This is a genomic window from Rhodanobacteraceae bacterium (assembly GCA_024234055.1).
In the GTDB taxonomy this organism is placed as follows: Bacteria; Pseudomonadota; Gammaproteobacteria; order Xanthomonadales; family SZUA-5; genus JADKFD01.
On the sequence record JACKOW010000001.1, the window covers coordinates 948,972 to 961,546 of the forward strand.

The 12,575-nt window shown below is 63.8% G+C and carries 9 protein-coding genes; 6 read left to right on the forward strand and 3 right to left on the reverse strand.

The features are described 5' to 3' along the window. The first annotated feature begins 79 nt into the window (after positions 1-79). The 4 genes from H7A19_03850 (at position 80) to H7A19_03865 (ending at position 5,053) form a co-directional block, all read left to right on the forward strand. Positions 80-2,389, forward strand: a complete 2,310-nt coding sequence (locus tag H7A19_03850; protein MCP5473955.1) for a hypothetical protein — start codon at positions 80-82, stop codon at positions 2,387-2,389. A 423-nt stretch (positions 2,390-2,812) separates the two neighbouring features. After that, positions 2,813-3,208 carry a hypothetical protein gene (locus H7A19_03855; GenBank protein ID MCP5473956.1) on the forward strand — a complete coding sequence of 132 codons (396 nt, stop codon included), beginning with the start codon at positions 2,813-2,815 and terminating at the stop codon, positions 3,206-3,208. Further along, entirely contained in the window at positions 3,196-4,674 is a 1,479-nt protein-coding gene (locus tag H7A19_03860; GenBank protein MCP5473957.1) for an ankyrin repeat domain-containing protein, read from the forward strand. The genes H7A19_03855 and H7A19_03860 overlap by 13 nt, the downstream gene beginning before the upstream one ends. Before the next feature lie 52 nt (positions 4,675-4,726). Next, positions 4,727-5,053 (forward strand): hypothetical protein, encoded by a 327-nt coding sequence (locus H7A19_03865; GenBank protein MCP5473958.1) that lies wholly within the window; start codon positions 4,727-4,729, stop codon positions 5,051-5,053. A gap of 87 nt (positions 5,054-5,140) precedes the next feature. Here the strand turns inward: H7A19_03865 and H7A19_03870 are convergent, their stop codons facing one another. Both H7A19_03870 and H7A19_03875 read right to left on the reverse strand, forming a co-directional pair. Further along, positions 5,141-5,428, reverse strand: a complete 288-nt coding sequence (locus tag H7A19_03870; protein MCP5473959.1) for a hypothetical protein — start codon at positions 5,426-5,428, stop codon at positions 5,141-5,143. 177 nt (positions 5,429-5,605) lie between these two features. After that, complete coding sequence (locus tag H7A19_03875) at positions 5,606-5,782, reverse strand: CsbD family protein (GenBank protein MCP5473960.1); 177 nt, start codon at positions 5,780-5,782, stop codon at positions 5,606-5,608. 264 nt (positions 5,783-6,046) lie between these two features. Here H7A19_03875 and H7A19_03880 point away from each other — a divergent pair, with 264 nt between their 5' ends. Beyond that, entirely contained in the window at positions 6,047-7,159 is a 1,113-nt protein-coding gene (locus H7A19_03880; GenBank protein ID MCP5473961.1) for a hypothetical protein, read from the forward strand. A gap of 156 nt (positions 7,160-7,315) precedes the next feature. On the opposite strand, the gene H7A19_03885 is transcribed toward H7A19_03880, so the two are convergent. Next, entirely contained in the window at positions 7,316-11,410 is a 4,095-nt protein-coding gene (locus H7A19_03885; protein MCP5473962.1) for a DEAD/DEAH box helicase, read from the reverse strand. 222 nt (positions 11,411-11,632) lie between these two features. Between H7A19_03885 and rarD the strand changes: the two genes are divergently transcribed. After that, positions 11,633-12,568, forward strand: a complete 936-nt coding sequence (gene rarD / locus H7A19_03890) for an EamA family transporter RarD (protein ID MCP5473963.1) — start codon at positions 11,633-11,635, stop codon at positions 12,566-12,568. Positions 12,569-12,575 lie beyond the last annotated feature (7 nt).

The window sequence follows — 12,575 nt, forward strand, 5'->3', positions numbered from 1 at the left end:
CTCGACCGCTTCTGGCCGCCATCCATTGCGCCAGCCTGAGGCGGATCAGCATTCGCAGCGGATGGATCTCGGTCGTTGCATGTCGACCGGGCTCCTGGGGCTGGCCTCGTTCACCGCTGCGGCAGACGTCCCGAATCCACCCCTGCCCAATCCCATCGTCTTCGTTGCCCAGATGCCGCCCATGCGCGGCTACCCCTCATTGAACGACGTCTTCACCAATCACCTCGGCGGTCCTGAGCAGGCACCGCGCGGCAGTGATCTGTACATCCTCTATCCGGATGGAATGCTCAAGAATCTGACCGCGGCGGCAGGCTGGGGCTGCACCCAGCCGATCTGCGCAACGCCGGGCTCATCCGGCCAGGCGGGTTATCCCGAGGCACAGGATCCCAAGGGCAATCTCGGCGGCATTGCCGTGCGCGACCCGGAGCCTCATTGGAATGGGCAGAGGCTGGTGTTCAGCATGATCGTGGGCAGCCCGGGGCGCTTCCAGGTACATGACTGGCGCTGGCAGCTGTATGAGGTCAGCGGGCTCGGTCCCACTGACACTCCGGTGATTAGCAAGGTACCGAACCAGCCCGAGTATTCCAACGTGCAGCCCAGCTATCTGTCGGATGGGCGCATCCTGTTTGCATCGGCACGACCGCAGGGCAACCGGGCCTACCTGTATCCGCAACACGACGAGTATGAGAGTCAGCCGATCGTGAGCGGTTTGTACGTCCTCAACCCGAGCAGCGGCGAGGTGCGGGCCTATACCCATTCTCCATCAGGGGACTTCCATCCGCGGGTGATCGCCGACGGCCGAATCGTGTTCAACCGCTGGGATCACCTGATCCGCGATCAGCAGGCCGATGCGGACCTGTTCCAGGGCGGTGGGTACGGCACCTTCACCTACGCCAGCGAAGCCGCCGATGCCGTGCGCATGCCCATCAGCGGGACCCACGAGATCTTTCCGGAGCCGCGTCAGCAGGCTTACATCAATATCCTCTATCCAGGATCGAACATGGTTCCGCACGCCATGAACCTTTTCATGCCCTGGGAACTGCGGCAGGATGGAACGACTCTGGAGACGCTGAACCATTGGGGTCGGCACGAACAGATGAGCTTTTTCGAGCGCTCGTTCAACGACGATCCGGCGCTGGTGCCGTTCAGCTTTCAGGCGCCGATGCGTCCCAATCAACATGCCACCGACAACTTTCACGACCTGCGCGAATTGCCCGGCCTGGCCAACCATTTCGTTGCCGTGCGCACGGTGGAGTTCGGCGCGCGTGGTGCTGGTCAGTTGCTGTTCCTGGACCACAGCGAGGCCGGCATGACGCCCACATTGATGCGCAGCTCGGCGGCTACCCATCCCAACACCTTTGGGTTTCGAGGCGACAACGATCCGGAGCGACCCGGCGACAGCGGACGCTACCGCGATCCGGCGCCGCTGATCGATGGTCGGCTGCTGGCGGCGCATAGCCCGGAAACCCGTGCCGAGGCCACCAGCACCAACCCGACCACCGAAGTGATCAATGGCCAGACAGTGGCGGTCAGCAACCCGAGCAATCGCTATGAGTTTCGACTGCGCCTGCTCAGCGGTACTCCCGGCGACCTGGCGGCGGCCGGACCGTTCCTGACCGGTAGTGAAGGCATACGCAAGACCACGGCTTTCTGGCGCCCTGACGATCTGGTGCGTTACACCAACGTGCGTCTGTGGGAGACCGATCCGGTTGAGTTGCGCCAGAGAACCCCGCCACCCACCACCCAGGCGCCGTCGATCGCCGCTGCCGAGCAGGCCGTGTTCGATGCTGAAGCGGTCGATCCGGTCAGCTTCCGAAGCTGGCTGGCTGAGCGCGGGCTGGGGGTGATCGTGGTCCGCAACAACACCAGCCGCGACAGCGCCGACCGACAGCAGCCCTTCAACCTGCGTGTGCCGGGTGGGGTGCAGACCACCAGCGTGAATCCGCCTGGCGCCCAGCTGTACGATATCGACAAGCTGGAAGTGCTGCAGGGTGACCTCGTGCGTGGAAAAGGCGGGATCTCCAACCCGCTGCCCGGACGGCGCGTGCTGGCGCGGCCACTCCACGACACGCCCTTTCCTGATCTGCAGGTGCCCGGATTCGCGGGCAGCTATCCGTTGGCCAGTGACGGTTCGGCAGCCATCATCGTGCCCGCGCAGCGAGCGCTGACCTGGCAAAGCTTGTCGCCGGGCGGCTTGCCCGTGGTGCGCGAGCGGGTTTGGGTGTCGCTGCAGCCGGGTGAGATCCGCGTCTGCGGTGGCTGTCACGGAGTCAACGACACCGATCAGGCCGGCAATGCCGCGGCCGGCAATTCACCGCTGGCCCTGCAGACCTTGCTGCAACATTGGAAGCAGGCCGCTGCGGACTTGTTCAACGATGGCTTTGAATAGATCAGCCTCGCGGGCAGAGCTTGATGCCATGCAGAATCGGGTCATGGGCACTCTGGATTTGCGCGGCGGATGCTTGTTGGTGTGCGGAGGATTCGACCCGCGCGGGCTGGCGGTGTGGCTTGATGGCGATGATGAGTCAATGGGTGATGTCGTGGCGGTGAGTGTCAGTCCGAGCTGGTACAAGGTCGCGGTGTCCTTGGCGTGGCGGTGCCGACGCGGGCTCGACCTGGCCGCTGTCGGTGCCAAATCCTTGCCAGAGCGAAGGCCGCCTACCCAGGGTTCGAGGCTTGGGTTGAAGCACAATGTGGATAGCGTCTTCCAACCCACGAGAATCAAATGATGGCAGACAGCCTGATTTCAGTTGACTGTTTTGGGGCGCCCGATGACGAGAGCGCAGCGGGAATCCGAGAGGCAGTCCGGCGCATGATTGCCGCCTTTGTGTTCTGGCTGTGCGAGTTTGATCGATTTGGCCCGCAGCAGCCCTCGACCAGGCGTCGTCTGATGCAGAGTCTGGCGCAGTCTGACCAGGATCCAGCAAGAATCGTGGAGGCCTTGGCCGACAGGTTGGAAGTCACAGATCTGGCGCCGGCATGGGCAGCTTTTGCTGCGCGTTACCTGCAGCCCGGGCTGGGCATGTTTGGGGACGACTACTTCCGACGATTTGTGGAAGACCCCGGAATCGACTCCTTCGCCGCCGTCCACCTGTTGTTGCGTATTGAATCCATCGCGGTTGCGCCGGGGGGCAGGCCTGTGACAACGGATCACGAGGCCGATCGCTCAGGGGCCGGTGGACGGAGGATGCCGTTGTGCTCGATCTGACTTCGCTGATGGCGGTCGCCGAGGTACTCAAATTGGTGTCCGGTTTTCCTGGCGATGCACAGTATGTGCTGCGCGAGACTGTTGCCCGGTGTGAGGGCATGCCCTTTGTACGTGTCGCCCAGGATCTCGAGATCGACGGCGACCTCCTTCTGGATTGGGATGCGCCGCCCTGGACCGAGGTCAAAGCCTGCGGGCTCCTGGTCGAAGGCAATCTCAAGGTCAGCGGACGTATCAGCAATCTGCAGCTGGAAGCGGGTCCAACCCTGGTTGTTCTCGGCAATGTGCAGGCAGATCGCATCGCACACGGTGGCGCTTCCTGGTTGATTCAGGGCACGGTACGGGTCGGTCGCAGTTTCTTCGGGGTCTACAACGACGGATATGCCTTTGTCGGAGGCGATCTGCTGGCAGAAATTGTGGTCAACGACGACCACCATCTGGAGGTGGCCGGAACCATTCAGGGTCGGAAAATTGATCGCAGCAGCGGTCACGCCTGGCTGATTGAAGGGCTGATCGATGAAGACGGTGAGGTCGATTTTGACGCGATCTGGGCGCGTGACGCACAGGGGCTGCCGATACTGCGCACGGAGCCAGGCACCATCGACATCCATGCTGCTGCAGAGGCCTTCGACAGCGAACTGCTGCTGTTGGCACTGGCCCGGGGCGCGAACCTGGAATTGCGGGACGATTTCGGAAACACGCCATTGCTGGCAGCCATGGCCGCCGGTCGCATGGAGAATGCGAGACATCTGTTGCGGGCCGGCGCAATCGTCGATGTCGTGAATGATCAGGGGGAAGGGCCAGCGCATCTCCTCGGCTATGCGCGGGACCCTGTCATCCTCGATGAAGTGCTGTCGGCAGTGTCACGGCTGGACGCGCTCGATCGGAACGGTCGATCGCCGATGATGCGGGCGATCGAACGAGAGGATCTGATCAGCGTCCAGGCATTGCTCGCGCACGGTGCGCGGCTGCCGGCACCCGACCTTCAGCAGGACGGTTATCCGTACGCAATGACGCTGGCTGAGTCCCCTCAGGCGGAACTCCTGGCATTTCTGCTGGATCAGGGCGCGAATCTGGAATGGAGCAGCAGCGACTGGCTGTCCGAGGGCCATACCCTGCTGCACGAGGCCGCCTGGCGCGGCAATCTGCGCAGCGTTCGTGCGTTGCTGGCGGCAGGGTTCTCGGTCGATGCGCGCGATGCCAAGGGCCGCACCCCGCTGCGCTTGATGCTGGATCTCGCTCCCAGGATTCTCGGCGATCAGCCCGGGCAGGCGGCGGCCATGGTGCAAGTGCTGCTGGACGCTGGTGCTGATCCGCTTGCCAGGGCCGCCGATGGCAAGGATGCGCTCGATGCGGCTGCGGCAATGACCGACGACGAGGTGCTGCGGACGGTCTACGCGGCCGCAGTCCGCGGATCGCTGGAGCCGAGCCGCAAGGTCGCCATCGCGACGCGGCTGCAGACGCAGTGATGCGTCACCCCGATCTGACACCCATCTCGCCCCCACAGTGCGGCCTGACCCGATGAAGGCCATGGAAACTGGCGTATTGATGCCTACTCTTGCAGCAACCGACGCTGAGGCAGGCACGAATCTGGTGTCAAGTTTGCTCCCCGATCAGGCGCCGGACCTGCACGGTCGACCCATCCGTTTTGTCGCTGCTGGCTGGGACAATGCCATCTATCGGCTCGGCGACGGCTTGGCGATCCGCCTGCCGCGAAAACCGATGGCCGCGGTCTTGAACAAGCGCTCGCTCTGGCAGATCAGAGGCTACGTCGAGCATGTCGCATCAAGCGCCGCCTATGCGCAAATGGCGAAGGCCGTAGGCAGGCTGGATCCGAGAAGGCGCTGAACGAATCGGAGGTGTTTGGGGAGGCTCGCGCCACCTGGTGCGTGTTCAGCCTGTGCGATTTCCACTCGTACCTGGGGCAAATCCGGCTCAGGAACCGATGTGCAACCTGCCCAGGACGACCAAAGTGCCGAGTGCGGCCGAGACGCGGAAATATGCGCCTGGCGATCTGTATTTCTTCCAGATCAGGCAAACCAGACCTGCCAGGAAGGCCCCGAGGCCATAGACGAGCGCTTCAAGAAAGTGGGGACTTGCCAAGGAAGTCACGCCCAACTGCCTGGCCTTGAATGCGAAATTGATCCAGCAAGTGCCTAGAGCCAGCACGAACCACGCAATTGCAGGGAAGCGAGAGGAGGAATGGCCGAGAACGTCTTTCATGCAGAAACCGCCTGACAGGTGTGTGGACCCTTGATCAAACGCTGCAAAGATCAATGTCGCACGCTCGGCGGTCTGAGCCTTGCTGATGGAGCTGACGTGGTGATCGTCCGCATCGGGATTTCAGCGCCGGGCCTTCCGCGCCATTGACTGGCGCGGAATTCCTGGTGCTGTCAGCGATCACACTGCGTCTTTGATGTCTTCCTTGACGTCGCCGTAGCCGGCCTGAGCCTTGCCGACGGCATTCTGCAGCTTGCCCTTGTTTTCCATGGTCTTGTCGCCGATCACCCGACCGGTGACTTCCTTGACCTTGCCTTTGATTTCCTTGACGTGTCCGTCCACCTGATCTTTGTTCATGGCTTGCTCCAGTGATTGCGTGGGTCGCGGGCGCTGCAGGTGATACACCTGTGCCCGGTGATCCGACCCTAGGCCTGCGACGGTGCGACTTCTGTACGGCGAGACACCAAGCGCTTCGAGCGCGAGGAGATTCTTTGCTACCGATGGCGGCTCGCGTTCGGACTGATATCTTTGCCGTCACCCACGTCGGCGATGCCATGACCGCGGGTTTGGAGCTGCCGGCCTTCGGCAGGTGACCCAATACCGCTCAACCGAGACCCGCCCATGTCCTACGATTTCTCGCTTCGTATTCCCGCCGACTTGCGCAAACGGGGGCGCAAGGGTGAGCCGCATCCGGATCAGCTTCGGCGCATCGCGCGGGCGCGGGAGATCTTGCAGGCTTTCGAGCCCGAGATTCGCTTTGACGACGACGATGGCATGTTCACGGCCTTCAGTGCCGAGCTCGGCGATGTCTACGTCAGCTACGATCGCATCGGGCTGGCCATGTCGATGGGTGCAGACGTCCGCACGGTCTACGCCGCAATCCACGGCTTGTTGAAGCGTTTCCACACGGAAGGCTACGAGGCTGTGGATCCACAGATCGGTGGCGCGATTTCTTATCGGGAGTCCTTTGCTGACTTCATGCGCCAGTATCGTGAGCATTTCCGCTGTCCGGATGAGGAATTCGAGCAATGGTGCAGGGGTGAGGATCCGCCGGCATGGGCAGAGCAAGGTGCGTTGCGTGAGCGCGGCGAGGCGCAGGCGTCGACGGCTTTTCCGCGCTGCGAATGGGAGCTCGGCTGGCAGCAGCTGAGGACGCATTCGGACGACGCCCTTTGGGCACACCTGCAGGACGTGACGCGGCGCGTGGACGAGCAGATTTCAGCCTTCGGCCTGGCCGACTACCTGAAGCTGCTGTCGGTCGAGGCGCAATCAGATCAGGCTGTACGCCGCGTGGATGGCAGCTACTACCCGGAATCGATGGCCACGACCTGGTTCCAGGGCTCGTTGTTTCACTACGAACAGATGGTCTTGCAGGAATTGAAGCAGCGTGGCCATGCCGCGCTGCTGCGAGATCGCCCACAACACCTGACGCTGGTCTTCGACCTCGACGCCGGGCACCCGATCAGCAACGAACACGCCGACGCCGTGCGCACGACCATGATCGACGTCATTGCCAGGCTGAAGGGCGCCGGACTGGTCCGCAGCGGCACGACCATCGGCCAGGGGAATTGCTGGAGTTACTTCATGTACGGCGACGATGTCGACGCCATTCACGAGGCGCTGGTCGAGATCTTCGCCAACCCGACGCTGTATCAGCCCACCGCCGTGGCGAAGCGCTACGGAGAACCGGGATCGCGGGAAGTCGAGTTGGCTTTCGCAGCGGTGGCTCGATAACGGTGTGCCTGAAAACTGGTGTCATCGTGTGCGACTTTCGTCGGCTCGCGAACGGGCCGTCCGCTCTTGTGGGTCCAGACTTGTCTGGACGCTTCTTCGGCGGGTCCCCAAGAGCGTCCAGACTAGTCTGGACCTACGTCAGCAAGCAGCCCGGGCTCAGCCCTGCAGCAGCCCCACCAGTTCCTCCACGCTGATCGGCTGGCTCATCTCCTGTTCGCCGAGCACGCTGTCGACCAGTTCACGCTTGGCACCGTGCAGTGACAGGATCTGCTCCTCGATGCTGCCTTTGACCACGAGCTTGTAGACCGTCACCGGGCGGGTCTGGCCGATGCGGTGGGCGCGGTCGGTGGCTTGTTGTTCCACCGCCGGGTTCCACCACGGGTCGAGGTGAATCACGTAATCGGCGGCGGTCAGATTGAGGCCGACGCCGCCGGCCTTCAGACTCAGCAGAAAGACGTCGCCCGAGCCGTTCTGGAACTCGCGCACCGCGATCTCGCGCGCCTTGATGGAGGTGCTGCCGTCCAGATACTGGTAGCTGACGCCGTGGGCGTCGAAGGCTTCGCGGACGATGGCCAGGTAGTCGGTGAACTGACTGAACACCAGGGCGCGATGGTGGTTCTCTTTCAGCTCCTGCACCAGTTCCAGCAGTTGCTCCAGTTTGGCGCCGGCCAGTTTGAATTCCGGCGCGACCAGGCGCGGATGGCAGGCGGCCCGGCGCAATCGGGTGAGTTCGGCCAACACATGGAAACGCTTGCTCTCTTCGGCGACGCCGCCTTGGGCCAGGCGCTCGACGGCCTGGCGTCGGACTGCGGCCAGCAAGGCGGCTTCTTCGGCGCCGGGTTCGACGGTGACGACGATCTCGGTACGCGGTGGCAGCTCGTCCAGTACCTGCGACTTCAGGCGGCGCAGCAGAAAGGGCCCGATCAGCCGGCGCAGGGTGTCGCGCTCGGGCGCGCGCGAATCCCGCTCCAAGGCGGCGATGAAACGCTTGGAGAAGCGGTCCTGGCTGCCGAGCAATCCTGGGTTGAGGATGCGCATCAGGCTCCAGAGCTCGCCCAGATGGTTTTCGATCGGGGTGCCGGTGGTGGCGATACGGGCATCGGCCTGGATCCGTCTCACCGCCAGCGTTCGTTGCGCCTGGGCATTCTTTACCGCCTGGGCTTCGTCGAGCACCAGCGTGGCAAAACGGATTTCGGCGAAGGCCTCGATATTGACGGTCAGCAAGCCGTAACTGACCAGCAACACCGAACCGGGCGCGAGAGCATCGAGGGCAGCGCTGCGATCGCCGTCGCCGTAGGTGATGACCTCCAGCGCCGGCGCAAATCGATTCAGTTCATTGCGCCAGTTGCTGACCACGGAGGTGGGGGCCACGACCAGCGCCGGGCCCTTGGCTGCTCTTGCCGCCAGCACTGCCAGTGCCTGGATGGTCTTGCCCAGGCCCATGTCGTCGGCCAGGCAGGCGCCGCCGCCCCAATCCGCCAGACGCATCATCCAGCGATAGCCGTCAAGCTGATAGTCGCGCAGTTCCACCTGCAGATTGCGCGGCAGCGGGTGATCCTTGGCAGCCGCGCTTTCCATCCGCTGCAACTGCTCGCGGAAGCCCTGATCAAGATCGAGTTGTGCCTCGGAATCGAGCAATGGCTGCAGTGCGGCAGCCGCTACCGGCGCCAGTTCGATGCGACCGCGGTCGTCGGCCAGTGCCCGCAGGCTGTTGAGACGGCGGGTCAGATCCTGACTCAGGGCAACGATGCGGTCGCCTTCGAGCCGCACGAAACGCCCCTGCGACGATGGTAGCGCTTCCAGCAGCGCGGCCAACGTGACCACGCTGCCGTCATCCAGCGCCAGACCGCCCTCGGCGTGGAACCAATCCTTCTGTGCCTTGACCTTGAGCTGCAGGCTGGACGCGCCATGGGTGCGGGTCATGGTCCAGCGCCGCTCCGCCGGCCAGTTCAGCGGGACTTGCTGCGGATTTTCAGACAGGGCCGACAAGATCTCCAGTGCGCTCGGCGCGTCGCTGAAATCCAGCCCCTCGACCGACTCCGCGCCGGACAATTCAGGCACGCGCTGCAACAGCGTTGCCAGGGATTGCCGCTCAGCGTCCAGATCACGGGTGCCGCGTACCGGCAGGCTCTCACGGACGCCGATCAGTTCACTGTGCCCGCTGCCCGGCAGCAGATACACGCCGAATTCACCCAGTGGCCGCACCCGCAAGCGCACGCGCAGGCCCTCGCGCAGCGGTTCGATCAGGGCATGGATGCGGTGATCGATGTCGGCCAGGGCTTCGGCATCAGGCAGACGCGCATCCACGCCCAACGTGCGGGTCAAGCCCGGCAGCAACTTGACCAGCTCGGGCATGCTGTCTTCGGGCAGATCGCCACCGTCCTCGATCAGGCGGGCGATGCGCAAATGCTGATCGGAGAAGCGGGTCAACTGCAGCCGATCATCGACCAGCGCCAGCCGCGAGGGAGACTGCGGATCGGGCTTGGGACTCAGGGCGAGCGACAGGCTTTGATCGGGGCGCCTTTCGACCGTGAGCACCGGTTTCAGCAACTCGAAGCGCAGCGCCCGCTGATCGGATTCCGCGACCAGTTCGGAGCAGCCGCCGAGCACATCGAGCACCGGACTCTCGGCCCACAGGCGCTCGGCGTAATAGTCGCAGTCTGGCGCCGACAGGGCCTTCAGCAGCAAACGATCTCCATCATTGTCCAGCGCCAGTCGGCTCATGGCCGCCTGCATCTGGGCAGGACTGCTCAGCTGCCGCCCCGGAGTCCAGCCGCTTGCCGTCTGGCGTTGTTCCAGAAAGCGAATCTGGACATGGTGACCGTAGGGATTCAACTCCCCGATCATCACCCGGATACGCGAGCACTTGCTGGCGCTGGCAGATTTCTGTTCCGACTTGTCAGCGGCACGCGACAGTTCATCCAGCGCACTCAGCAGACGCTGCCACGGGCGCTGCTGCTGCAACCAGAGCGCAGGCCCGGCGCTTGCGGCTCGGTCGCGGATGGGCGCCAACAGATCGACCAGCGGCTTGAGTTGCAGGGCTTGAAAATGGGCGAGACTGTGGTCCACCGTCTTCGAAACCACGGGATCGAGCGGCGTTCCGTTCCAGTGCGCCAGCAGCAGCAAGACCAGGGTGGAGCTGACGTTCAACTTGGCCTGTGGCTCACCGACGGCGGACTCCGCCATCCGCGGCGAGGACCAGGTCTGGCCGCGCAGCTGGCACTGCAGGGCGTTGTCTATCCAGCGATCGGTCTGCTGTCCCAACTGGTCCTTCCACAATTTGCGCAGCATCCGCTCCAGCAGCGCGCGGTCGTCCGTATTGCCGCTGGCCAGCAGCGCCAAGCGCGCCAGCGCACCCGGCAGTTCCAGCCAGGGCTCGGCGCAGGCAAACTCGGAGGGCGCCTTTTTCGACGGCTTCTTGCCGGCAGCACGCACGAAGGCCACCACCGCTTCCGGACGATGACTACCAACAGCGAGGTCCAGCAGGGCCAGATCCCGGCGGGCGAACACAGCGGAGTCGGGCACTGCAGCGAGCACGTCGCCACGACCAGCAATCCAGGCCGCCATGGCGATGGCGCGCATCGGCACCTCGCCGATATCGCAGCGAGGCATCAACGGGATGGCCGCATCGAAGAGCTCGGGCATGTCCGGCAGCGGCGAGTTCGAGCGCACGTACAACAGGTGAGCGATCTGACGCAGTGCCAGTTCAGGATCCAGCCGCAGCAAGCGCTCGAGTACGACAGGGCTCGGCATCACGTCGCGCTGGGCTTCATACCAATCCAGCGATTCCCCGGACGGGCCGTCGAGCAGTGCCCTGGAGATTTGCTGGGGACTGACGCCGGCCAGCATCAGCGCGCGCAGAGCGAAGGCTTGCGCCTGCGGGCGATGAAAATAGCCGATCTTGCGCACCCTCTCGCCAATCTGCTCGCAGGTCTTGCGCCACAGGGCGGCGCGGTTGGAGTCCTGAAAGCTGTCCAGCAGGTGGCGACGCAGCGCCGGGGTGCGCAGGCGCTGATAACCCTGATGGATAGGCTCGCCGAGCAGGCCGGCCACCGGCATCAAGCTGACGCGCACGACCTCCGGAGACAAACCGGCAGCGCCGATTTCATAGCCGGCAAATCCGTACAACAACCCGAGCAGGTTCAAGGTAGTGCCATCGGGCCGCAGCGCCAGCAATTCCATCAGGGCCAGGGCCCGCGGCGTTGCCGAGGCCAGTATCCGCATTTCCCGATTGGCTGCGTCCTTGCTCACCGAGCCATCCACTGGTCTGAATTGTTGTCGAATGATGGCGGATTTCGGACCTGCTGACAGGGGCGCGTGTCTCGCGGTTGCCGAGTGCGTTCAGGCCGTCATGCCGCATGGTCTCCGGCCTGTTGCTGCCATGAGCGGGCTCGCGGTTACCGTGGATTCACGGACTTGGCTCGCGTGAAATCGTAATATCCTCAATCGTTTTCTCGCTGACTTCCCGAAGACATGACCCCCTCTGCTCCTGTCGATCGCCGCGGCTTGCTGGCGGCGATCTCTGCTTTCGTGCTCTGGGGGGTGTTTCCGCTCTATTGGTATCTGCTCAAAGCGGTGCCGGCAATGCAGATCATCGCCCATCGGGTGATCTGGTGCGGCGTTTTCGTGGTCGGCTATCTGCTGATCCGCGATGGCAGCAGCTGGCTCGGCCGGGCGCTGTCAGGCGCCAAGGTCGGGCGCATGCTGTTGCTGTCCAGTGTGCTCATCAGCATCAACTGGGGCATCTACATCTGGGCGGTCACCAACGGTCGTGTGGTTGAGGCCAGTCTGGGCTATTTCATAAACCCGCTGGTCAATGTGTTGCTGGGGGTGGTGGTGCTGCATGAGCGCCTGAACAGGGCGCAGTGGACGGCAGTCGCGATTGCGGCGGCCGGTGTGCTCTGGCTGGCGCTGGTGCACGGGGAGCCGCCGTGGATTGCGCTGGCGCTGGCCTGCAGCTTTGGGGTGTACGGCTTGATCCGCAAGCTGGTGGCGGTGGATTCGGTGCCCGGTCTGGCCATCGAGAGTCTGATCCTGTTTCCGGTGGCACTGGGCTGGCTGCTGTGGACCGAGTGGCAAGGCACCGGGATATTCGCCGGCGGCGATCTGCGCACCGATGCACTGCTGATCGTGGGCGGTGCACTGACGGCGCTGCCGCTGATCGGATTTGCCTACGGCGCTCGGCGCATTCCGTATTCGATGATCGGTCTGCTTCAGTACATCGGCCCCAGCCTGCAGCTGCTGTGCGGCATCTTCATCCTCGGCGAGAGCTTTGATGTCACCCAGGCCATCGGTTTCGGCTGCATCTGGGCGGCACTGGCGATTTACGCGGCCGATGGTTGGCGGCGCGGGCAGACGTCGGCCAGGGTGGTCGCCGCCGATGCAGCGGCCCCATCGGTGGAGCGCTGACGCTGAC